The organism is Pontimicrobium sp. MEBiC06410 (assembly GCF_053601615.1).
Genome location: NZ_JBSHNT010000152.1, coordinates 37,522 through 61,441 on the forward strand (window position 1 = coordinate 37,522; position 23,920 = coordinate 61,441).

The 23,920-nt window shown below is 30.8% G+C and carries 24 protein-coding genes; 7 read left to right on the top strand and 17 right to left on the bottom strand.

The features are described 5' to 3' along the window. The first annotated feature begins 19 nt into the window (after positions 1-19). Positions 20-1,486, top strand: a complete 1,467-nt coding sequence (locus ACVC08_RS09760; protein ID WP_452601900.1) for a DUF389 domain-containing protein — start codon at positions 20-22, stop codon at positions 1,484-1,486. A gap of 17 nt (positions 1,487-1,503) precedes the next feature. On the opposite strand, the gene ACVC08_RS09765 is transcribed toward ACVC08_RS09760, so the two are convergent. Beyond that, positions 1,504-2,271: an ABC transporter ATP-binding protein gene (locus tag ACVC08_RS09765; protein ID WP_452598167.1), complete on the bottom strand. Its 768-nt coding sequence runs from the start codon at positions 2,269-2,271 to the stop codon at positions 1,504-1,506. After that, a complete protein-coding gene (locus ACVC08_RS09770) occupies positions 2,271-3,008 on the bottom strand; it encodes an MlaE family ABC transporter permease (RefSeq protein ID WP_452598166.1) in 738 nt (245 codons plus the stop codon). Before ACVC08_RS09770 ends, ACVC08_RS09765 begins: the two co-directional genes overlap by 1 nt. A 197-nt stretch (positions 3,009-3,205) precedes the next feature. On the opposite strand from ACVC08_RS09770, the gene pafA reads away from it, so the two are divergent. Then, complete coding sequence (gene pafA, locus ACVC08_RS09775; protein WP_452601901.1) at positions 3,206-4,870, top strand: alkaline phosphatase PafA; 1,665 nt, start codon at positions 3,206-3,208, stop codon at positions 4,868-4,870. Positions 4,871-4,913: 43 nt separating this feature from the next. Next, positions 4,914-5,435, top strand: coding sequence for a 3'-5' exoribonuclease domain-containing protein (locus tag ACVC08_RS09780; protein ID WP_452601902.1), 522 nt, complete (start codon positions 4,914-4,916; stop codon positions 5,433-5,435). Between the two features lie 28 nt (positions 5,436-5,463). Here ACVC08_RS09780 and ACVC08_RS09785 read toward each other — a convergent pair whose 3' ends face one another. The 7 genes from ACVC08_RS09785 to rsfS form a co-directional block, all read right to left on the bottom strand. Continuing rightward, positions 5,464-5,991 carry a hypothetical protein gene (locus ACVC08_RS09785; protein WP_452601903.1) on the bottom strand — a complete coding sequence of 176 codons (528 nt, stop codon included), beginning with the start codon at positions 5,989-5,991 and terminating at the stop codon, positions 5,464-5,466. 73 nt (positions 5,992-6,064) lie between these two features. Further along, positions 6,065-6,337 carry an acyl-CoA-binding protein gene (locus tag ACVC08_RS09790; RefSeq protein ID WP_452598563.1) on the bottom strand — a complete coding sequence of 91 codons (273 nt, stop codon included), beginning with the start codon at positions 6,335-6,337 and terminating at the stop codon, positions 6,065-6,067. A gap of 2 nt (positions 6,338-6,339) precedes the next feature. Further along, a complete protein-coding gene (locus ACVC08_RS09795; RefSeq protein ID WP_452601904.1) occupies positions 6,340-6,990 on the bottom strand; it encodes a phosphatidylserine decarboxylase family protein in 651 nt (216 codons plus the stop codon). After that, positions 6,980-7,801 (bottom strand): phosphatidate cytidylyltransferase, encoded by an 822-nt coding sequence (locus ACVC08_RS09800; protein WP_452601905.1) that lies wholly within the window; start codon positions 7,799-7,801, stop codon positions 6,980-6,982. The genes ACVC08_RS09795 and ACVC08_RS09800 overlap by 11 nt, the downstream gene beginning before the upstream one ends. A 7-nt stretch (positions 7,802-7,808) precedes the next feature. Further along, positions 7,809-8,411 carry an LUD domain-containing protein gene (locus ACVC08_RS09805; RefSeq protein ID WP_452598566.1) on the bottom strand — a complete coding sequence of 201 codons (603 nt, stop codon included), beginning with the start codon at positions 8,409-8,411 and terminating at the stop codon, positions 7,809-7,811. Positions 8,412-8,523: 112 nt separating this feature from the next. Beyond that, complete coding sequence (gene ftsH / locus ACVC08_RS09810) at positions 8,524-10,470, bottom strand: ATP-dependent zinc metalloprotease FtsH (protein ID WP_452601906.1); 1,947 nt, start codon at positions 10,468-10,470, stop codon at positions 8,524-8,526. A 9-nt stretch (positions 10,471-10,479) separates the two neighbouring features. Next, the gene (gene rsfS / locus ACVC08_RS09815; RefSeq protein WP_452598568.1) at positions 10,480-10,851 is read right to left on the bottom strand and encodes a ribosome silencing factor; all 372 of its coding nucleotides are present in this window, start codon (positions 10,849-10,851) and stop codon (positions 10,480-10,482) included. A 107-nt stretch (positions 10,852-10,958) separates the two neighbouring features. On the opposite strand from rsfS, the gene ACVC08_RS09820 reads away from it, so the two are divergent. Then, positions 10,959-11,690: a biotin--[acetyl-CoA-carboxylase] ligase gene (locus tag ACVC08_RS09820; RefSeq protein WP_452601907.1), complete on the top strand. Its 732-nt coding sequence runs from the start codon at positions 10,959-10,961 to the stop codon at positions 11,688-11,690. Here ACVC08_RS09820 and ACVC08_RS09825 read toward each other — a convergent pair. Together ACVC08_RS09825 and pyrE are read right to left on the bottom strand one after the other, a co-directional pair. Beyond that, complete coding sequence (locus ACVC08_RS09825) at positions 11,687-12,082, bottom strand: SRPBCC family protein (RefSeq protein ID WP_452599534.1); 396 nt, start codon at positions 12,080-12,082, stop codon at positions 11,687-11,689. The genes ACVC08_RS09820 and ACVC08_RS09825 overlap by 4 nt on opposite strands. 37 nt (positions 12,083-12,119) lie before the next feature. Continuing rightward, positions 12,120-12,764 (bottom strand): orotate phosphoribosyltransferase, encoded by a 645-nt coding sequence (gene pyrE / locus ACVC08_RS09830; RefSeq protein WP_452599533.1) that lies wholly within the window; start codon positions 12,762-12,764, stop codon positions 12,120-12,122. A 128-nt stretch (positions 12,765-12,892) separates the two neighbouring features. On the opposite strand from pyrE, the gene ACVC08_RS09835 reads away from it, so the two are divergent. Beyond that, positions 12,893-13,474, top strand: a complete 582-nt coding sequence (locus tag ACVC08_RS09835) for an NUDIX hydrolase (RefSeq protein ID WP_452601908.1) — start codon at positions 12,893-12,895, stop codon at positions 13,472-13,474. A gap of 95 nt (positions 13,475-13,569) precedes the next feature. Here ACVC08_RS09835 and ACVC08_RS09840 read toward each other — a convergent pair whose 3' ends face one another. The 4 genes from ACVC08_RS09840 to ACVC08_RS09855 all read right to left on the bottom strand — a co-directional run bounded on the left by ACVC08_RS09840 (position 13,570) and on the right by ACVC08_RS09855 (position 18,331). Then, positions 13,570-14,196, bottom strand: coding sequence for a class I SAM-dependent DNA methyltransferase (locus ACVC08_RS09840; RefSeq protein ID WP_452601909.1), 627 nt, complete (start codon positions 14,194-14,196; stop codon positions 13,570-13,572). A gap of 14 nt (positions 14,197-14,210) precedes the next feature. After that, on the bottom strand, positions 14,211-16,067 hold the full coding sequence (locus ACVC08_RS09845) for a leukotriene A4 hydrolase C-terminal domain-containing protein (protein WP_452601910.1): 1,857 nt from the start codon (positions 16,065-16,067) through the stop codon (positions 14,211-14,213). A 75-nt stretch (positions 16,068-16,142) separates the two neighbouring features. Then, a complete protein-coding gene (locus ACVC08_RS09850; protein ID WP_452601911.1) occupies positions 16,143-16,583 on the bottom strand; it encodes a hypothetical protein in 441 nt (146 codons plus the stop codon). A 14-nt stretch (positions 16,584-16,597) separates the two neighbouring features. After that, on the bottom strand, positions 16,598-18,331 hold the full coding sequence (locus tag ACVC08_RS09855; protein ID WP_452601912.1) for a M14 family metallopeptidase: 1,734 nt from the start codon (positions 18,329-18,331) through the stop codon (positions 16,598-16,600). 101 nt (positions 18,332-18,432) lie between these two features. Between ACVC08_RS09855 and ACVC08_RS09860 the strand changes: the two genes are divergently transcribed. Both ACVC08_RS09860 and ACVC08_RS09865 read left to right on the top strand, forming a co-directional pair. Next, positions 18,433-20,055 carry a SulP family inorganic anion transporter gene (locus tag ACVC08_RS09860; protein WP_452601913.1) on the top strand — a complete coding sequence of 541 codons (1,623 nt, stop codon included), beginning with the start codon at positions 18,433-18,435 and terminating at the stop codon, positions 20,053-20,055. 107 nt (positions 20,056-20,162) lie between these two features. Further along, positions 20,163-22,319, top strand: coding sequence for a response regulator (locus ACVC08_RS09865; RefSeq protein ID WP_452601914.1), 2,157 nt, complete (start codon positions 20,163-20,165; stop codon positions 22,317-22,319). A gap of 64 nt (positions 22,320-22,383) precedes the next feature. Here the strand turns inward: ACVC08_RS09865 and coaD are convergent, their stop codons facing one another. Together coaD and ACVC08_RS09875 are read right to left on the bottom strand one after the other, a co-directional pair. Next, positions 22,384-22,839 carry a pantetheine-phosphate adenylyltransferase gene (coaD, locus tag ACVC08_RS09870; RefSeq protein ID WP_452597445.1) on the bottom strand — a complete coding sequence of 152 codons (456 nt, stop codon included), beginning with the start codon at positions 22,837-22,839 and terminating at the stop codon, positions 22,384-22,386. Between the two features lie 70 nt (positions 22,840-22,909). Beyond that, positions 22,910-23,881, bottom strand: coding sequence for a D-alanine--D-alanine ligase (locus ACVC08_RS09875; RefSeq protein WP_452601915.1), 972 nt, complete (start codon positions 23,879-23,881; stop codon positions 22,910-22,912). Positions 23,882-23,920 lie beyond the last annotated feature (39 nt).

Consider the following 23,920-nt stretch of genomic DNA (forward strand, 5'->3'; position numbering starts at 1 on the left):
TCTACGAATTAACACAATTATGGAAGAAAATAAATTCAATTTTACTGATGAAGAAGTAAATAAAGAAGATTCAGTAAAACAATCTAAAGAAGCTGTAAGGAAAGATGCGCAAGGTTTTTTTAAAAGTATAAAAACCTTTTTTGTAGAGTTATTAGATTTTAGAGATGATACCGACAGAGATGCAACTATAGAAGCTATAAAAGTAGATATTCCATTTAAGGGAGCTACCGCTTGGATTTTAATTTGTTCCATATTTGTGGCCTCTATAGGTTTAAATGCAGACTCTACCGCTGTAGTAATTGGAGCCATGTTAATATCGCCTTTAATGGGGCCAATTTTAGGAATAGGACTATCAATAGCCATTAACGATATAGACACCTTAAAGAAATCGCTAATAAATTTAGCGGTAATGATTGTTTTAAGTTTAATAACAGCGTTTCTGTTTTTTAGATTTTTTCCGTTAAGCGAAGATACATCAGAGTTATTAGGTAGAGTTCAGCCAGATATAAGAGATGTATTAATAGCCTTTTTTGGAGGGCTAGCCTTAATAATAGCACGAACAAAAAAAGGAACAATAGCCTCTGTAATTTTTGGAGTAGCCATAGCAACAGCGTTAATGCCGCCTTTATGTACGGCAGGTTACGGTTTAGCAAAAGGAAACTTCATTTATTTTGGACAAGCCATGTATTTATTTACTATAAATACCATTTTTATAGCTTTGGCAACATTTTTAGTCTTAAAAATTTTAAGGTTTCCTATGCTTAAATATGCCAATTCGGCAAAACGAAAACGTATTGCTAGAATTGCATCTTTAGTAGCTATAGTAGTAATGATACCAGCTGTTATGACATTTTTAAATGTGTTAAAAAAGAGTCAGTTTGAAGCAGATGCTAAGCGATTTATAGCCAATGAATTGAATGGATTACCAAATGCACGTTATATAAAAAAGAGCGCAACTCCAGATTATAACCCTTCTGGACCATCGGTTATAGAATTAACAACATTTGGCTCTGATAAGATTTCTGACGAGACTAAAGCAGTGCTTAAGCAACGTTTTGTTGCTTATAGTAATTTAAAGAATACGGATTTAGTTATTAATCAAACAAAAAATAAGGAGATTAACAACTTAGAGTATATGGAAGAGTTGCGAACACGTGATTCATTAGACTTAATGAGTCAGCAACAAAAAATCACATTTTTAGAAAGTAAAGTAAAACAACTCTCTAAATTGGAGCGAAACTATATTCCATTTGAGAACATTACTGAAGAGGTGAAAATAAATTATGAAAATTTAGAAAAGCTATCTTATTCTAAAGTGATTAATTCTAATTTTAAAACATTAGACACAGTTGATGTGTTTTTAGTAAAATGGAATGACTCATTAATTACTAAAGAAGCACAATTAAAGCAAGAGCTAAGACTAAAAGAATGGCTGAAATTAAGGCTTAAATTAGATACACTGGTAGTAAAAAAGAATAACGAATAATATTTAAAGAGGATAATTTATTTGTTCTCTTTTAAATAAGCCTCACGCACTTTTTGAAATAAATTAGAAGAATATACAAAGTCTGTAACAATCTCATTATCTGTTTTAAAAATGGTATGTTTAGAACCCTCCCAGGCTTTTAAACCATTACGTAAGAATACTATTTTCTCACCAATTTCCATAACAGAATTCATATCGTGAGAATTAATAACAGTTGTTATATTATATTCTTCAGTAATTTCTTGAATTAAATTATCTATTACAATAGCCGTTTTTGGATCTAAACCAGAATTAGGCTCATCACAAAATAAATATTTAGGATTATTAACTATGGCGCGAGCAATAGCAACTCGCTTTTGCATTCCTCCAGAAGCCTCACTAGGCATTTTTTTATGGGCATCTGGCAAGTTAACACGTTGTAAAACAATATTAGCACGCTCTCTCATGTCACTTTTACTAAGCTTAGTAAACATCTGTAGAGGAAACATTACATTCTCTTCTATAGTCATAGAATCAAATAAAGCACTCCCTTGAAATACCATGCCAATATTTGCGCGCATGTCTCGTTTTTTAGCTTCAGTAAGTTTTGAAAAGATTTCCCCATCATAGGCTATACTACCTTCTTCATAATCGAATAAACCCAATAAACACTTTAGGAAAACTGTTTTACCAGAACCACTTTGCCCAATAATAAGATTGGTTTTACCTTTTTCAAAAGTAGTTGTAATACCTTTTAAAATATGTGCCTCTCCAAACGATTTATGTAAGTCTTTAACTTCTATCATTAACTAAGTAATAATTGGGTTAATATATAATTTAAAAGGATAATAATAACACTAGTCCAAACAAAAGATGTTGTACTGGCTTTACCAACTTCTAAAGCTCCCCCTTTCATATAAAACCCATGGTAAGAAGGTACTGTAGCCAATACAAAAGCAAATAATAATGTTTTTATAAAAGCATAAGTAATATGAAATGGTATAAATTCTGTTTGTATACCTAAAATATAATCATCTATAGAAGCATATCCTCCAAAAATACAGGCAGCTAAACCGCCCATGATACCCAAAAACATGGCAATAGAAATAATAAAAGGATATAATGTTAAAGCAATAAATTTTGGAAATACTAAGTAGTTTAAAGAGTTAATACCCATAACCTCTAAAGCATCTATTTGTTCCGTAACACGCATGGTACCAATACTAGATGTAATAAAAGAACCAACTTTTCCAGCCATAATAATAGACATAAAAGTAGGTGCGAATTCTAGAATAATAGATTGCCTAGTAGCAAAACCAACTAGATATTTTGGAATAAGCGGATTGTCTATATTTAAAGCCGTTTGTATAGTGACTACACCACCAACAAAAAAAGCAATAAAAGAAACAATACCTAATGATCCAATAATTAAATCATCGATATCTTTTAATATTAGTTGCTTCATAACAGACCATTTGGTTTGTTTACGAAACATTTCGAAAATCATTAAAAAATAAACACCAATATTGTGTAGGTACTGCATAAGTTAATTTATTGGTGCTAAAGTATAAAAAGTCTAGTTTAGTTCAATACTAATTTTAAATTAAGATAAGTTAGAGCCGTTTCTAAGTTATAAACAATGTAATTATTAGGTCTCTTTTTGTTTTTCTTAACTAGAATTTAAAATAATAACTAAAATGAAAGCTGTATTTTTGAACCCTATACTAAAATGAATTTATTATGAGATTTTTTCTGAGTGCTGTTGTAATGTTATTACTTATAAGTTGTAAAGCACAAAATGAAGTGACAGCCACTGTTGCAAAGCCAGCAAATAAAGAGATTTATGTAAAACCTAAACTAGTAGTAGGAATTGTAGTAGACCAAATGCGATACGATTACTTAACACGTTTTTATAATAAGTATGGAGATAACGGATTTAAGCGCATGATGAATGCGGGATTTAACTGTAAAAATAATCATTACAATTATGTGCCAACATATACAGGGCCTGGTCATGCATCGATTTATACAGGAACAACACCAAAGTATCATGGTATTATAGCTAACAATTGGTATGATAAAACAATAAAAAAATCTGTGTATTGTGCAGGAGATAAAACCGTACAATCCGTAGGAACACAATCTACAGCAGGACAAATGTCTCCTCGTAGAATGAAAACAACAACCTTTGCAGACGAAAATAGGTTGTTTACACAATTAAAAGGAAAAACGATAGGTATTTCTATTAAAGATAGAGGGGCTATTTTACCAGCGGGACATACTGCAAATGCCGCATATTGGTTTAATGGAAAAGATGAAGGAAACTTTATTTCAAGTACATATTACATGAATAGTTTACCAACTTGGGTAAAAAACTTTAACGCTTCAGGAAAAGCAAGTAGCTATTTAAAAGTATGGGATACGTTTTATGATATTAATACTTACACAGAGAGTGGGAGCGATTTAAACACATACGAAGGTGGTTTTAAAGGCAAAAGCACAGCAACGTTTCCTTACGATTTAGCAACATTAAAGGATAAAAATAGAGGCTTCGATATTATAAAAGCAACACCATACGGAAACAGTATTGTTGCAGATTTTGCGATTGCAGCTCTAGATGGAGAGCAATTAGGAAAAGATAATATTACAGATGTTTTAACAGTGAGTTTTTCTAGCACAGACTACGTAGGCCATAATTTTGGAGTAAACTCTAAAGAGCTTGAAGATACTTATATTAGATTAGATAAAGATTTAGAGCGTATTTTTACAGCATTAGACGCTAAAGTAGGTAAAGGAGAATATACCGTATTTTTAACATCAGATCATGGTGCTGTGGAAGTTCCTGCGTATTTACAAAGTGTTAATATCCCAGCAGGATATTTCAATTCTAAAGGATTAAAAGAAAAACTAGACGCCTTTTTGTTTAAACAATTTGGAGCTTCTAACCTCATAGAAAATATTAGCAATGACCAAATATTTTTAGATAAAGCACTTATTCAATTATTAGATGTTAATTTAAATACTGTACAAAACGCTATAGTTAATGAGTTGATTACTTATAAAGATATAGAAAAGGTCTATTCTGCCGGAACAATGCAAACTGCAGCTTTTACAACAGGAATAGAAAAACTATTACAAAACGGCTATAATCAAAAACGATCTGGAGATGTAATAATAGTAAAAGCGCCAGCAGTAATTAGTTATGGAAAAACAGGATCTACACATGGTTCTGCTTTAAATTACGATACACATGTGCCTTTGTTATTTTATGGTAAAGGCATTAAAAAAGGAAGTACAGTAACAAAAACTGAGATTACAGATATTGCACCAACATTATCTGCATTATTAGGTATTAGTTTTCCTAATGGAGCAATAGGGCAACCATTAAAATTTGTTATAGATTAGAAAAATAAATAGATTATCTTTTTAACGTTCAATTAAGTATACTATGAGTTACATAATGGTAGATATAGAATCCGATGGGCCAATTCCTGGAGATTTTTCCATGATCTGCTTTGGTGCTGTCTTGGTAGATGAGCATTTAAATAGAACATTTTATGGGGAGTTAAAACCTATATCTGAAAATTATAATGAAGATGCTTTAGCTGTTTCTGGTTTTACACGAGAAGAAACATTACAATTCAATGACCCCAAAAAAGTAATGTTAGATTTTAAAGATTGGATTAAAGAAAACTCTAAAGGGAGACCAATTTTTATTAGCGACAATAATGGGTTCGATTGGATGTTTATTTGTTGGTACTTTCACCATTTTATAAACGAAAATCCTTTTGGGTATTCATCTAGGCGACTATCAGACTTATTTTGTGGACTTGAAAAGGATACATTTGCTAAATGGAAACATTTACGCAAAACAGTACATACACATAATCCTGTTGATGATGCTATGGGAAATGCAGAAGTATTACTAATGATGAAAAAAGAAATGGGATTGAAAATTAGTTTAAAATAATTGGAGTTTATAATAAATAAACGACTCTCTATTCTTTTATAAAATAATTAAAGTTGTCAATAGTATAAGCCTTTAAAAAATCATCTTCGCCTATTGTATTACCTTCAGTAGAATCATAATCCATTAGTATTTTCCAAGTATTATTTTCTTTAAGAAAAAGAACATGGAATTTACCAAAATAACTTTTTTCGGTGGGTTTGCCTTGGTTTACTATTAACTTATAAATACCTCTTTCGCTTGCAGTAGAATCATTGTTAATGCGTTCTAAGAAACGAAGTATAATTTTATTAGTAGTATTATTTTGTTTAGAGTTTTTAAATCTAGTTTTATAATTATTTATATAAGTATTATAGTCATAGATACGTTGCCCTCCAGAAATACGTATTAGTTTTTTAGAGTGTATTTCTGCCATAGGCTCATAATTTAAAGTCTCAAACGCTTGGTAAAACTTAAACCAAACTTGGTTAATTTCTTTTAAGTTTGTTTTAGACTGTGAGTAGCAAATACTAGTAAAAGCAATATAAAAGAAGAGAGCTACAATTCTGTTTTTTAACATGGCGAATGGTTTTAATTTACTATAAAAGTAAAATAAAGAAATGATAATAATGTGGATAATTAAAATTATTAACTTACTTACGGTATAGGAAATAGTTGTTTACCAAGTCTATATAAGTACGCTTAGCTTCCTCTTCGTTAATGTGTTGTATCTGGAATAATGCATTTGTTTTAAAAGCATTAATAATAGGAGTTCTACTACTAGGTCTTTCGTAATTATTAGTGGCCTTTTTGTAGTAGGCATAAAGGCGAAGTAAAAAATCGGCAGGAAAAGGCTCTGTATGGTCATTTATACGCTGTACAGCGTCATTAAATGCTAATTCTAATGCTTCTTCTTCTGAATTCATTTTTAATTTTGAGCGATAATACTTTCACCCCCACGTACTTTATCGTTAAGTTTTACTTTAATATTAGTGTCTAAAGGTAAATATAAATCTACTCTCGACCCAAATTTAATAAAGCCTTGGTCGCTACCTTGTACAACATCTTGATCTACTTTGGCATAGTTTACAATACGCTTAGCAAGTGCGCCAGCAATTTGCCTAAATAATACTTTTCCGTAATTATTATTTTCTACAACTACAGTAGTGCGTTCGTTTTCTGTACTCGCTTTTGGGTGCCAAGCTACTAAATATTTACCAGGATGGTATTTGCTATAGGCCACTTTTCCTCCAATAGGGTAACGTGTTACGTGCACATTTATAGGAGACATAAAAACACTAACTTGTAAACGTTTGTCTTTAAAAAATTCTGGCTCGAAAACTTCTTCTATAACTACAACTTTACCATCTACAGGCGAAACTACAGTTGCGTCATTTAATTCTGTATTGCGTTTTGGATTTCTAAAGAATTGAAGTATTAAAAATAAGAATACAGCTAGTGTGGTAAATAATAAATATTGTAACCATGCGATGCCTACATACTTGTCGACTACTAAAAATAAAGCGATAATAACTATAAACGTTATTGTTATTATTTTATGACCTTCTTTATGAAACATACTGTAAAATTCTTAAGAATAAATAAATAAACGGTGCTGCAAAAATAATACTATCAAAGCGGTCTAGCAAACCGCCATGCCCAGGCATAATAGAACCGCTATCTTTTACTTTAGCTTGACGCTTAAATTTGGATTCTATTAAATCTCCAATAGTACCTATAACGCTTACAATAACACTTAAAATTAACCAATTATTAAAGTCTAGTGTGTTTGTAAATTTGGCAATGAAATAGCTTGAAATACAGGTAAATAATAATCCGCCAAGAAAACCTTCTACAGTTTTTTTTGGAGAAATTCTAGGAAATAATTTCTGTTTCCCTATAGATTTCCCTACTAAGTATGCAAAAGTATCATTAATCCACACCAAAATAAAAGCACCTAGTAGTATTTTAGGATTAAATACATTTTTATAGTTTGCTATAAGTATTAAAAAAACAAAAGCACTAGAAAGGTAAAATGTAGTTAATATAAAACGCTTGGATTGAAATAATGGAATTGTTTTCTCAGAAAATAAATCTTTTATTAAAAACAATTGGACAAATATAGTTACAATTTGTAATATTCTTGTGGCCTCATCTAATCCAACAGTAGAATTCATGAACGTTTGCCAATATCCAAAAACAAAATATAATACAGCAAAAATAATATAAGGCAAAGGGCTTTTTAATTCAATAAGTTTCATGAATTCGTTTAAACAAACCAATCCAAAAAGAAAAAAAAGTATTAGAAAAGCATGCTCATTGAATAATGATCCAATAAGTAATACAATATAAAGTAAACCTGAAAGTCCTCTGGTTAGTGTTTCCTTCATTTAGTTGTTATAAGTCTTCTAAAAGTAACAAATATAAGTTTTTTGAAGGACTACCATAACTTAAAAAATCTTTTTCGTCAGCTTGTTTAAAATGCTTTATGGTAGTTATATTAGTAGGGATTTGTGAATTTTTAGATTTAATTTCTCGCAAACCTTCTCCTATATTCGTAACTATTTGACTTGTAGTTGCAAAAACAATAACATGATTTGGAAATTCTGGTAATTTTTTTTCTGCTATTTGGTTTGATGATATTAAAAGAGACCCATCATCTGCTATAAGGTTTTCGCAAGTAGTAATAAAGTAAGTTGCATCGCTTAACTTTCCGGTTTTAAGATTACAAGGAGCAAAGCGTTTTTTTAATTTTTTGTCATAAAAAAAAGCAGTTTTTTCCTGCCAATTGTTCTCTATTAAAATTTGAGAAATATTTTCGAAGATTTCATCTAAGTTTTCACAATACAAGAATTTACCACCATTAGCTTTAAAGTTTATTGTAAAACTTTCATCTATTGGTAATTTAACTTGAGGCATGTATTTACCTCGGTCATTAGATTTTATTTCCTCTTTCTCTTTATTAGATTTAGAGCGAAAAAGATTCCTGAAAAGGCTCATTCAAATATTTTGCTATTATAACTATATCTTAGGATTATTTCAAATATAAAAAATCTTAAATTAACTAAGGCGCTAATTTAAGATTTTTAGTTTTATTTATGATATAGAAGGTTTATTCCTCTTCGTTTTTTGCTTCTAATGTAGGTTCTGTATCAAAAGGACGTTTTCCAAGAATTTCTTCTAAATCATCCTTAAAAATAACTTCTCTTTCTATAAGTCTTTCAGCTAGTTTATCTAAAACATCACGTTTAGATTCTAATAAATCTAAAGCACGTTGAAACTGTGTTTCTACAATGTTTTTAATTTCACCATCAATTAATTCTGCTGTTTTTTCACTGTAAGGCTTTACAAAACCATTTTCTCCCGCAGGATCATAATAAGTAATGTTTCCTACCTTTTCATTTAAACCATAAATCATCACCATGGCTTTGGCTTTTCTAGTCACACTTTCTAAGTCACTTAAAGCACCAGTTGAGATTTGATCGAAAATAATTCTTTCTGCTGCACGACCACCCATTGTAACACATATTTCGTCTAGAAATTTATTGGTTCTAGTAATATAGGCTTCTTGTGGTAAATACCATGCGGCTCCTAAAGAACGTCCTCTTGGTACAATGGTAACTTTTACTAAAGGATCTGCATGTTCTAAAAACCAACTTACTGTAGCATGCCCAGCTTCGTGGTAGGCTATAGTTTTCTTTTCTTCTACAGAAAATAAATTGCTTCTTTTTTCTAATCCGCCAACAATTCTATCAACAGCATCTAAGAAATCTTGTTTTTCTACAGCTTTTTTATTGGTCCTTGCAGCAATTAAAGCCGCTTCATTACATAAGTTAGCTATATCTGCTCCAGAGAACCCTGGTGTTTGTTTTGCTAAAAAGTCTACATCTAAACCATCTACTTTTTTAAGCGGTCTTAAATGCACTTCAAAAATAGCACGTCTTTCTGTTAAGTTAGGTAAATCTACATAAATTTGTCTATCGAAACGGCCAGCACGCATTAAGGCTTTATCTAAAATATCTGCTCTATTGGTTGCTGCTAATACAATAACATTTGTATTTGTACCAAAACCATCCATTTCTGTTAATAATTGGTTCAACGTGTTTTCACGCTCGTCATTACTTCCAGACATGGCATTTTTACCTCTTGCACGACCAATAGCATCAATTTCATCTATAAATATAATAGCAGGAGATTTCTCTTTAGCTTGTTTAAATAAATCTCTTACACGAGAGGCTCCAACACCTACAAACATTTCTACGAAATCTGAACCAGATAAAGAGAAAAAAGGCACTTTAGCTTCTCCTGCAACGGCTTTTGCTAATAAAGTTTTACCTGTTCCTGGAGGGCCTACTAAAAGGGCTCCTTTTGGTATTTTTCCTCCTAAAGAGGTATATTTTTCAGGGCTTTTAAGGAAGTCTACAATTTCTTGTACTTCTTCTTTAGCTCCTTCTAAACCAGCAACATCTTTAAATGTTGTTTTTACTTCTGTATTTTGATCGAAAAGCTTGGCTTTAGATTTTCCTATATTGAAAATCTGACCTCCAGCACCTCCAGCACCTCCGCCAGACATACGACGCATTATAAAAATCCAAACTGCTATAATTAATATAAAAGGAAGGAAACTCATCACAGTAGCCCATGGGTTTTCTTCCGTTTTTGGTTTATATATTGGTTGTTTTTCTTTACTTAAGTTTTCTTTAGCTGCTGCTAAATCTTGTTCGAATGTTCTTAAATCTCCTATTTCAAAGGTGTAATTTGGTGATTTTTCAGTCGAAAAAGGATATTGCTTTGATTTATTTTTTTCGTGAATTGTTAATGCTTCAGCCTCTTCTGTTAGGTAAACTTTTGCAAGACGCTTATTAATAAGCTCAATCTTTTTTACATCTCCATTTTTTACGAAATCGAAAAATTGAGATGGAGCTATACTGTTTTTATCACTAATAGTGTCACCACTAAAAACGGAAACAGCAATTAAAGCTATAATGATTAAACCATAAATCCAATAACTATTAAATTTAGGTTTTTTAGGGGGTGTATTTTTTTTATTGTCTGACATGTAGAGTTTTTAAAATTTTGATTCAATTAGAGTGGTCTTTGCATCTCCCCAAAGGCTTTCTATATCGTAATATTCTCTAATTTGTTTTTGGAATACGTGAACTACAACGTTTACATAATCGATTAAAACCCATTCTGCATTGTCTAGTCCTTCTACATGCCAAGGTTTATCTCTAAGTTCTTTACTTACTTTTTTCTGTACAGCGCTTACAATAGCATTTACTTGTGTGTTAGAAGTACCTTCACAAATAATAAAATAATCGCAAACTGTATTGTCTATTTCTCTTAAATCGAGAATATTTATATGCTGTCCTTTTACATCTTCAATGCCACTTATAATTGTGGTTATAAGTGCGTCTGCATTTGTTTCTTTTTTAACCATTAACTTGATTTAATTTGTGCAAAGTTATTATTTTTTGGTTCTTTATGCTTTAAAAAAATCATAAGATTTTTTATTGTTAATTTATAGTACGAAGATAACCAATTATTATGCGTATAATCAAACTTGATGCCATCGATTCTACAAATACTTTTTTAAAAGGTATAAGCAGTGAAGGAACTATAGAGGATTATACTGTTGTGGTTACTAAAAAGCAAACTAACGGGCGAGGGCAAATGGGGACTGTTTGGAACTCTGAAGCCTTTAAAAATCTAACGTTTAGTGTATATAAAACACATATTAATATAAAATTAGAACAACAGTTTTATATAAGTATAGTTACTGCTTTGTCTCTGGTTAAAACGCTGAAAACCTTAGGTGTAAATAAAATACAGATAAAGTGGCCAAACGACATTTTGTCAGAAAACAAAAAAATTTGCGGAGTATTAATTGAAAATGTCATAAAACAAACGGCACTGTCATCATCAATAATTGGAGTTGGTTTAAATGTTAATCAAACTAATTTTGAAAAACTGCCTAAAGCCTCTTCGGTTAAATTAATTACAGGAAAATTATACGATTTAGATGAAATTTTGCATCAGTTTTTAAAACATTTAAAAGCTTACTTTTCTGTATTAGAGCAACAGGATTTTAAGTTTTTAAAAGAAGAGTATGAAACGCTATTGTTTAGAAAAAATAAACCTTCAACATTTAAAGATGCTGAAGGCTGTTTGTTTTCTGGTTTTATAAAAGGTGTCACCCAAACGGGAAACCTTATTATAGAACTTGAGGATGAAATTATTAAGGAATATGCCCTTAAAGAAGTGACATTATTGTATTAAATTGCCGTTTTCATATTGTTTGCTAAAGTCTCTATAAATTTAGAGATTGGGCCTTTTATCATCATAGCCATCATAGCATTAAAGTCTCCTGCAAATATTAATTGTACCTCACTACTATTATCGTTTATTGCCGTAATATGTCCTGTAAGCGAAAAGTCTAATTTGCCTCCTGCAGCTCCTAAAACTATTTTATTTGGCGCTATTGCTTCCTTCTTTTTTAGAACAATTTCTGGCATACCTTTTAAAGCGAATAAAAACTTGTCGTCTCCTAAAACTTCAAATTTGCTAATGTTTTCGGGCATTAATGCTTCAAAGTTTTTTACGTCGCTTAAAAAATTAAAGGTTTCTTGAGCCGATTTTTGTAGTGTTACTTTTGGGGATTCTAAATTCATTTGTATTTTATTAGTGTTCTTTAATATAAAGAATATATCAATTAGCGTTCCATTCGCTTGGATTAGCATTCCATTCTGATAATGATTGCACTTGCTCTTCAGTAATATAATTACTCGCTAAGGCTTCATTTAATAAGTTTTCATAATTACTTAATGTATGTAATGTTATGTTCTCTGTTTTAAAATTTTCATCTGCAATTTCAAAACCATACGAGAATATTGCAATCATTCCTTTTACATTTACTTTAGCCTCTTTTAATGCCTTAACAGCATTTAAGCTACTTTTTCCTGTACTTATTAAATCTTCTACCACAACAACGTTTTGGCCTTTTTCTATGAAACCTTCTATTTGGTTTTGGCGGCCATGTTTTTTAGCTTCTGGTCTAACATACACAAAAGGTAAGCCTAAATATTCTGCTACTAACATACCTATACCTATAGCTCCAGTTGCCACACCAGCAATAACATCTGGTTTGCCATACTCGTTTTCTATAAATTTAGCCATTTCCTCTCTTATGTAGTTTCTAACAGGAGGAAAGGATAATACAATACGATTATCACAGTAAATAGGAGACTTCCATCCGGAAGCCCATGTAAAAGGATCTCTTGGTTGGAGTTTTATAGCATTTATTTGCAATAAAACTTTTGCAGTTTGTCTAGCGATGTGTTTGTCGAAAATCATGATGCAAAAGTAAACATTAATTTAATTTTAGAGTAGTACTTAATTAATGAAAAAAATATTTTTTTGTGCTATTGCTGTTAAGTAAATTTTGTTAGATTTACCACAACTAAGCTATTGCCCTATATATTATGCACCGCATTTTTGTAAATGATAAACCCATTATTTTAACTACTAAGGTTGAAAAAGAGACCAATTTTAAAAACTTTTTACTTAAGGATATTAGTATAGATACGGTAATTAAAACGCTATCTAGTAAAAAAATAGAATCGGTTAGATTAATTCATCATAATGAGAAAACACTGCTAAAGAAGTTTCTTAAAAAGCTGCCTAATGTTGTAGCTGGAGGTGGTAAAGTATATAATGAAGCTGGTGCTATTTTATTTATATATAGAAATGATAAATGGGATTTGCCTAAAGGTAAAATAGAAAAAGGAGAAACTATAGAGGTTACTGCTATTAGGGAGGTTGAAGAAGAAACAGGAGTTAAGGGGTTAAGTATTACAAAACCGTTAGAAACTACTTACCATTTATTTAAGCGTAATGGGAAACTGAAAATTAAAATTACGTATTGGTTTGAAATGAAAACTAATTTTAGTGGAAACTTGTGGCCTCAAGAAGCAGAAGGTATTACAAAAGTAGAATGGTTACAAGGGGATGAAGTAACAGAAGCCTTAAAAAACTCGTATGCTAATATTAAGATTTTAATATAAGCTGTTGTGTGTTTTATGATTGAAAAAACACAACATTTGTATGGGGAGTAAGAGTTTGTAACCAAAAAGCACAACGGGTTGTTAATAATAGGTTACTATTTATTCGCTATTAAAATAGTATGTGTTTCTTTTTTAGTAGTGCTTGTGTAATCTACAGAAGTAGTTGTAGTAAGTTTAAACTTATTATTTATTAAAGCTTGTTTTAAGTTTTCTAAATTGTGGTAATAAAAAAAGAGTTTGTCTCCTGTACTGCCAGAGACATAGCCAGAGTTTTCATAATTACCAGCTATAAAACTTATGTATAGTATGCCATTTGTATTTAGTAAGTTATAACTGTTTTTTATGAGTAAGTTTGCATCTGCCTGAGATAAATAAGGGAGTCCAAAACCACAGATAATACCATCATATTTAGTTTTTAAAGTATTAATAGATCTTATGTCCATTTCATAAAAACTGGCTTTGGGGTTGTTTTGCTTAGCAAGCTTTACCATATTTGGAGCAATGTCTATACCTTCAATAACACTATTGGGTAGTTTATATAATAGGTATTTAGTTATATTTCCTGGTCCACAGCCTATATCTAGTAGTTTTGGGGTTTTCGAGTTTAGCGATTGACAAAATAAATCGTAAGAATCGTTATAAAGCGTTAAATCCATGAATTTATCTTCATAGCGTTTTGCTACTTTATTCCATGTCTTAAAGGTGTCTTTATAACGATTCATTGTAAAGTCTTTATTTATTCTGTATACTCAAGCATTTTGTCTATTGTATTTACAGTTACAGAATGGTAATTTGCTCTAGAGTTTTTATAGATTTCGATAGCTTCATCCACTTTGTTTGCATTTTTATAGGCTTTAAAAATGGTGGAAACATACCAACGGCGTCCTACTTTATTTAAAAATTGTTTAATAATGTCGTCTACATTATTACCTCTATAGTCATGCGTTACAGATTGCTCAAACCACACCATTGCTATATATGAATTATTTGAGTGTGTTAAATCGAAAGCATTATCTATAAGCTCCATTTGTTTTGGCGTGATTGTTTTAGGGAAATTACGAACAAAATGTACCCATTCTTGTGTTGTCCAGTTTTGAGTTAGTGTTTTGTCTATTGTTTTTGTGCTTAAAAATGTAGCGAGCGTTTCTTCTACTTTTTTAAATTTATTAGACGTTATAATAGCTTGGTTTTCTGGAAGTCCTGGGTTATAAATCCATTCTTTAGTGTTAAAAGTAATGTTATGTTTTTTTAATAAATTAGTATTTAAATACTCTATAAAACGTTCTGTTGTCATCGTAGAGAATGCATGAGATTTAAAGTAGTTTTTTAAAAAAGTATCAAACTTTGCTCTGCCTACTTTTTCTTCTAAGGTTCTTAAAAAGAGATAACCTTTGTCGTATGCTATACTATTCATGCCATCATCTGGATTACGTCCTTTTAAGTTTAGTTTTAGCTTTGTGTCCTCTGGACTGTCTTTAAAGCCTTCTAGTTCTTCTTCTAAATCTTGTCTTCCTATTAAGGCTAGCATGTTTGCTCTGTTTTTACCATATAAGGCTTCCATAATGCGCATTTCAAAATATACTGTAAAGCCTTCATTGAGCCAGAAATCATTCCAAGTTGCATTTGTAACCAAGTTACCAGACCAAGAGTGTGCTAACTCGTGAGCAATTAAGGATGTTAAACTTTTATCTCCAGCGATTACTGTTGGTGTTGCAAAAGTAAGTCTTGGGTTTTCCATACCTCCAAATGGAAAGCTAGGTGGTAGTACTATAACATCAAATTGTTCCCAGTTGTATTTTCCGTATAAATTTTCTGCGGCGACTACCATTTTTTCCATGTCTGAAAACTCATAGTGTGCTTTTTCTAATATGGAAGGTTCTGCATAAATTCCGGTTCTATTACTAACGGCTTTATAGTTTATGTCTCCTACCGCTAATGCAATTAAGTATGGTGAGATGGCTTGTTGCATTTTAAAAGTATAAATGCCATTTGCGGTTTTGGCTTTAGGGTTCTCTGCACTCATTACTGCCATAAGCTGAGAAGGCACTTTTACTGTAGCATTATAGGTTATTCTAATTTGTGGACTATCTTGAATTGGAATCCAAGTACGTGTTAAAATGGCTTGTCCTTGTGTGAATAAAAAAGGTTCTTTTTTATCGGCCGTTTGTTGTGGGCTTAACCATTGTAATGCTTCTGTTTTATTAGTGGTATTATAATATATTGTAATTTGTTTTGAGGCTGCTTGTAATGGTATTTTTAAAGCTTGCCCTAACTGTTTATCGTTTTTACCAAGAGAAAACGTTACTTCTTTATTATCTACTAATACTTTTTTTATGTCTAAAAATTTAGAGTCTAAGATTATTTCAGAAGCATTATTGTTATTAATTTTATAAGTGGCAGTTCCTTTAATTTGTTTTGTTTCAAAATCAACTTCAATATTTAGGTCTAAATGATTTGTGTTAGCTTCATTAGGCTTGGCATAGGAGTGTGAGTCTTCAACATATTTTGTTAAGGTTGTTTTTTCTGTTTTTTCTTCAGAACAACTGGTTATACATATTAGTATTAAAGATGTTAAAAAGCTTATCTTTTTCATATTATGAATTTTAAGGGAACTAATATATTACATATTCTATAGATAGTATGTAGTCTGTGTGTTTTATTGAGTGGTTTACTTAGTCGTCTTCTCGATATTTTCCCATGTGTCCCAAATGTCTTTTAATAAAATTTTAAACTGTGTAGAGTCTTTACTAATTTCTATTTGGTTAAATAAATCATGCATTTCTCCTCTTAGTGTTGCATATTTATTGGTAACTTCAATCATTTTATCCCAAGCTTTGGTATGTTGGTTAAAAGCATTAGAAAATGCTTTGGGACAGGATGTGTAATCTAAGTTGTTTAAGGCTGTAGTATAATTTGTTATGCTTTGGCTTAATGGCACTTGTTTACACTCAATATTTCTTAATTTACCTAATGAATCATCTAATTTTAGAATATTGTTTATACATTCTTTTTTAGTTATTAAAGGTGTAGCATTAGCTTTTTTTTCTTGTTTACAAGAGGTAAAAAGAAGTATCATTAACAATAATAGTATTTGATATTGATGTGACATCTTTTCAAATTTAATTATTTAATCCTATAAATTGGGTATTGTAAGTGTGCTTTTTCGTAATTATTACTTTGTTTATGTAGCCAATCTAGTTGAGCGTACCAGTTTTTAGCAAAACTATCATCAGATTGTTTTTTAGCTTCAAATTCTTGTTGTAACTGCTGGTTACTATCTAGTAGTGTTTTTGCTTTGTCTTCCCATACATAAGGAGAAAACCCTTCTTTTTGTTGTAATATCGTGTCGAAAAAATTCCAATTAAAAAAAGAGTCTGGAGCTTGAGGCTCTAACGTTTCTATAAGGTAACGTATACCATTTTGATTGGTGTTTACAATGTAATCTCCTGCTTTAAAAGTTATAGGTTTTATACTAGATTTTACATTGGTATTGTAATGAAGGTAATGTCCCTCGTAAGGTGTAGTTCTACTTTTGTAAGTGTCTATTTTATAGTTTTCTACTGTAATTGTAGAATCGTTTTTTAACTGCTCTAGTTTAATATTATTCAGTTTTAATAAAGTAATAATATTATGCCAACCTTGAGGGATTACATAGGCTTTGGGTATTGTTATTGAGTCTTTTGCTTTAAAATAATTACGGTACTGTACTTTTTTTGTAAAAGGTTTAGAGGTATCAAATTTTAGGCGTTGTGCATTAGTAATTTCGCTTGCAATCATGCGTCCTTCAAAGCCTTTAAAATTTAAGGTAGAGGTTTTACTAGTATCTACTGTCCAATTTAATGAATAATTAGAGCCTGTTTTATAATTGTTGTAACTATTAGCTCTTAATTTAGAAATAAGTTTGCCATCATTTTCTGTAATGGCGATCATATTTTTCATTAGCTCGTATGTGCCTTCTACGCGTTGTTTATATGGTTTTAACATGTGTGTTTCTACCATCATCCCTAAAGTGTTAAATAGCGTGGTGTAACCTGTAGAGTATCTTGGATAATCCATAAATTGAGAAAACCCTTTTTCTGGTACAGTATTGAAAACGTTTACATAGGGTGTAATATCCCAAGATGCTTCCGAAAGCTTTTTTTCAAGATTAGGCATCATTTTAGTGTGCAAATAATTGCCAAGTGCTCCTCCTAATTTATTATGCTGAGTAAATAAATGGGTTAGAGTATATTGGTAATCTGCACCATTGCTTACATGGTTGTCTATAAAAACATCTGGTTTTACCAGGTGGAAGATTTTTGCAAAGGTTCTGGCGTTTTTAGTATCCGATTTTATAAAATCTCTATTTAAATCGTAATTACGCGCATTCCCTCTAAAACCGTAAGCTTTAGGGCCATTTTGGTTAGTTCTAGAACCTGTATTTCTATTTAAACTTCCACCAACATTATAAATAGGTATGGTAACCAATACTGTGCTTTTGGGCATTTCTATTTTACCTTGTACAATAGACCTGTAAAGTAACATTGTTGCATCTATCCCGTCGCTTTCACCTGGATGAATTCCATTATTAATAAGCATAACACGTTTGTTATCTCTAGGGCTTGAGAAATTAAAATTAGGATCGGGATTTAAAGTAACAATATGTAATGGTTTACCAGAATCGGTTTCTCCAATAGCTTTAATTGTAATTTCTGGATATACTTGAGCTAAATTTTCATAAAAGCTAATGGTTTCTTCGTAAGTAGCAGTCTCAGTTCCTTGTGACGTTTCAAACGGTGTTGTGAAATCGAAACTTAAGTCTTTTTTTTCTGTATTACAGGCACTTATTAATAAGAATAGAACGAATATTTTTTTCATTAGTAAAGATGTTTAGCTAGTATGTATGCAACAAATATAACAATTACCGCTTTGTGTATCTCTTAATTAAATGTACTTTTGCAGCTTCAAAAAACAAACCTATGACTGCATTTTTTAGAAAACAGACAGCAAATGCTAAGAATGATATTTTAAGTGGACTTACTGTAGCTTTAGCTTTAGTTCCAGAAGCAGTAGCTTTTGCTTTTGTTGCGGGAGTAGACCCTTTAGTGGGGTTATACGCTGCATTTATGATTGGTATAATTACCTCTGTTTTTGGTGGTAGACCAGGGATGATTAGTGGAGCAACTGGGGCTTTAGCAGTTGTAATGGTTACTTTGGTCGCTAAGGGTAATGCTATGGGAGCAGATGGAGAGCAGTTAGGTTTATATTATTTATTTGCTACTGTTATTTTAATGGGAATAATACAAATGTTAGCTGGTGTATTTAAGTTGGGTAAGTTTGTACGTTTAATACCACACCCTGTAATGATGGGTTTTGTAAATGGTTTAGCTATTGTTATTTTCTTGTCTCAGCTTGGTATGTTTAAAGAAACTGTTGGAGGAGAGAAAGTTTGGATGCAAGGGACACCGTTATTTATTATGATTAGTTTAGTTCTATTAACTATGGGAATTATGTTTGGGCTACCTAAACTAACTAAAAAACTACCAGAAGCATTAGTCGCAATATTAGTAGTTTCTGCTATTGTAATTTTTGGAAACTTAGATGTTGCTACAGTAGGAAGTTTTATAAGAGATGGTGGAGGTGAAGGTCTAAAAGGTGGTTTACCAAGTTTTCAATGGGATATATTTAGCAAAGTGCCTTTTAATTGGGAGACTTTAAAGTTTATTGGGCCTTACGCTTTAATTTTAGCAGCGATTGGTTTAATAGAATCTTTAATGACTTTAAACTTAGTTGACGAAATAACAGAAACTAGAGGAAACTCCAATAGAGAGTGTTTAGCACAAGGTGGTGCAAATATTATTACTGGTCTTTTTGGAGGTATGGGCGGTTGTGCCATGATTGGACAATCTTTAATAAATATTAAAGGAGGTGGACGCGGAAGGTTATCTGGTATTGTTGCTGCATTAGCGCTATTAGTATTTATATTGTTTGCTTCGGGATTAATAGAACAAGTGCCAATTGCCGCATTAGTAGGGGTTATGTTTATGGTTGTTATAGGAACATTTGCATGGAGTAGTTTTAGAATTTTAAATAAAATACCAGTAAGTGATGTTATTGTATTAATAGCTGTGTCTTTATTAACTGTAATTTTCGATTTAGCAATAGCAGTAATCGCAGGTGTTATTATTAGTGCTTTGGTGTTTTCTTGGGAAAATGCAAAACGTATTCGTGCTAGAAAGCGCATTAAAGAAGATGGAACAAAGGTTTATGAAATATGGGGACCTTTATTTTTTGGTAGTATTATAGCATTCAATGAAAAATTTGATGTAAAAAACGATCCTGATCATGTAGAAATAGATTTTGTAGAATCTAGAATAAGTGATCATTCGGCTTTAGAAGCTATTTTTAATTTAGTTGAAAAATATGAAGCTGAAGGAAAAACAATTAAATTAAAACATTTAAGCGAAGATTGTAAGGCATTATTATATAAGTCTAGCCCTAAATTTAGAGAGGTAATAGTAGAAGCCATAGATGACCCTCGTTATCATTTAGCCGCAGATCCAGAAAAATTTACTAAGCCTTTATCAGAATATAATTTATAATATTTTGTTCATTTTTAATATCTATTAACCGATAAAAGTCAATTTTTAACGATAAACAGTCGTTTTCTGAAGTTTTTTTACTAGATTACAATAGTAAAGTATTACAGATGAAGTATTTTTTTTATGGACTGTTGTTTCTTACCTGTACATACACTCCAGTTTTTGCTCAAGAAGGTTTAACATTAAAAGAAGAGGATTCTCTCTATGATGTAGTTTACAATGCTTTTGAGTTAAACGATAAAAGTCAGTATGGAGAGTCTATTAATGTTGTAGAAAACCTCTTAAAGCTTTTAAAAGTTAAAAAGAACATTTATTTAGTAGCAGAAGCATATAACTCTTTAAGCTATTCTTACGCAGAATTAAAAAACAAAGAAAAAGCGTTTTATTATGCTTTTAAATCTAAAGACTTATACTTAAAACTTCAAGACACAACTAGTATTATTATAGGCTATAATAATATAGGTGTTACATATAGAGATTTCGAAATGCTAGAGGAATCTAATAAAGCCTTTACGGAAGCAAAAGAATATGCTAAAGACTATAAAGAAAAATATGCAATGGCGTATCCTAATTATAATCTAGGGTATAACTTAATGGAATACTCTAAGGATTATCCCAAAGCATTACAATACTTAAAGACTGCCCTTAAATGTTTAAATAAAAGTAATAATAAGAGTCAAAAGCGTATTCATGGAGATATCTGGTTGTGTTTAGGTGTTGTTTATTACAAAATGAAAGATTACAAATCTTCCAAAATATATTTTAATAAAGCAATAGAGCTTTGTAAAGAAAAGGGATACTTAAAATTATTAGAAGCAATATATGAGTATAAAATAGGCTTTTTAAAAGAGGAAAAAAAACACGAAGAAGTAACAAAAATGTATGAAAAATATGTTGAGGTTAAGGATTCCATTTATAAAATAGAAAATATAGCTTTGGCTAGAAATATAGAAGCAAAATTCAAGGTAAAAGAGAGCGAAGAGAAACTAAGTTTTATAGAAAAAGAAAAATTAATTCAAGAGCAATCGTTAGAAAAATCGAATAGATTTAATATTCTATTAGGGGTTTTAAGTGGATTATTATTTGTAACACTGTATTGGGGCTATAAAAAAAATAGAGCACTAAAGGAAGCTAGAGATAAAGCAGAAAAATTGTCGAAAGTAAAAAGTGATTTCTACTCAGAAATTAGTCACGAACTACGGACACCGCTGTATGCTGTAATAGAATTATCTGGTTTATTATTAAAAGAAAATGTAAGTGCAAAACATAAAGAGTATTTAGAATCTTTAAAGTTTTCAGGCAACCATTTAATGTCTTTAATAAACAATGTCTTACAAATAAATAAAGCAGAGTCTGGCAAAATGAAAATTCAATTATTAGATTTTCAATTAAAAAACTTAGTATATAATATAATAGACAGTTTAGAATACGCCCTTAGAAATAGTAATAATAGAATTCACTTAGATTATGATGATACTATACCAATAACTTTAGTGGGGGATTCTTTAAAGCTATCACAAGTATTTATTAATTTAATATCTAACGCTATTAAGTTTACTCAAAATGGAGATATTAATATTAACATAAAAAAGGAAAAAGAAACAGAAGATACCATCAATATAGATTTTAGTATAGCAGATACAGGACAAGGTATCGCTAAAGAAAAACAAATAAAAATTTTTGAAGACTATTATCAAGATGAAACAAAAACCGAAAATGTATATAATGGAACGGGACTAGGGCTTTCTATTGTAAAACGAATTTTAACAGTCATGGACAGTTCTATAGACATTGAAAGTGAAGTAGGGAAAGGAACAACATTAAGTTTTAATATAGCCTTTAAAAAAAGTGATAAATCAAATGAGTTAACCGCATCGTATACTAACCAATTAGAGCGTATTGGTAAAAAATATATTTTAGTTGTAGACGATAACAAAATAAATCAATTAGTAACTAAAAAAGTTTTAGAATCTTTAGAAATAGAGAGTAAAGTAGTCGATTCTGGCGAGCGTGCTATAGAAGCTGTAAAAAAAGAAAAATTTGATTGCATTTTAATGGATTTGCATATGCCACAATTGGATGGATATGAAACCACGAAATTAATACGAGAATTTAATACAGAAATACCTATAATAGCATTAACAGCAGCTACTACAGACGAGGTAGAAATGAAAATTAAAAAATACGATATTAATGATTATATCTTAAAACCCTTTGTAACAACAGAATTTGTTGAAGTTTTAAATAAAGTAATTCATTCTTAATTCTTAAAAAAGCAGCACAAACCTTTTAATACCTAACCATTAATTTAGTAGCTAAAAAATAAGACTATTTTATACGTACACTTTTAGGGACTAATTTAGTGTAATCTCCATTATTTCTAATAACATCTCTAACAATAGAAGACGCTATGTAAGATGTTTTTGCTGCAGTTAATAAAAATACAGTTTCAATAGGAGCAAGGTCTCTATTAGTATGCGCTATGGCTTTTTCAAACTCAAAATCGGCAGGGTTTCGTAAACCTCTTAAAATAAAATCGACACCAATATCTTTACAGAAATCTACAGTTAAGCCTTTGTAACTAACTACTTTTATTCTAGGCTCATCCTTAAAAGCCTCTCTAATAAACTCCATGCGTTCCTCTAAAGAAAACATGTATTTTTTAGAAGCGTTAACACCTATAGCAACAATAACTTCATCAAATAAGGTTACACCACGTTCAATAATATCGTAATGTCCTAAAGTAATAGGATCGAAAGATCCGGGGAATATGGCGCGCTTCATAATAAAGGTTTATAATGGATTACAAAGTTATCATTTTTTAAAGAAAACCAATGTAGGTATTTTTAAAGTGTTATTTAAGAGCCTCTTCTATAGCATTACTAAATAAATCTGTCATAGAAATACCAGCAGCTGTGGCTTGCTGAGGTAAAATACTTTCTTTAGTAAGCCCAGGAACGGTATTCATTTCTAATAAATGTGGCTCTCCATCTTTAAAAATAAATTCGCTACGCGAAAAGCCAGTCATTTTTAATACCTCATATACTTTTTTAGCAACAAGGTTTACTTTCTCTTCTTGCGCTTTAGTTAATCTAGCAGGAGTTATTTCTTGAGACTTACCTAAGTATTTAGCCTCATAGTCAAAAAAATCATTATCGCTTACAATTTCTGTAATAGGTAAAACTTTTGTTTTCCCTTTATAAGTTATAACTCCAACAGAGACTTCGGTACCATCTAAAAAAGATTCTATAATAATTTCATCATCTTCTTTAAAAGCTACAGCGATAGCATTTTTTAAATCATCTTTTTTATGCACTTTAGTTACACCAAAACTACTTCCAGCTTTATTGGCTTTAACAAAGCAAGGTAAACCAACTTTATCTATAATTTCTGCTTCATTAATAGTATCCTCTAAGTTAAGGAAGTAGCTTTCTGCAGTTAAAATATTATAAGGCTTTAGTGCGCTTAAGCAATCACGCTTATTAAACGTTAAAGCCGCTTGGTACATATTACAACTTGTTTGTGGTAAATTAATAAGCTTAAAATAAGCCTGCATAAAACCATCTTCTCCAGGTGAACCATGTATAGCATTAAAAACGCAATCGAAATTAATTTTTGAGTTGTTTATAGTAACAGAAAAATCGTTTTTATCTATAGAATATTCATCATTATTATCATCTACATAAACCCATTTGTCTTTAAAAATATGAACACGATACCCTTTATATTTAGTTCTGTCTAAAACCTCATACACTACATTTCCACTTTTTAAAGAAATTTGATATTCGCTAGAATACCCACCCATTATAATAGCAATGTTTTTCATTATTACAACTTCCGTGTAAACGGACCTTTATTTTAATTA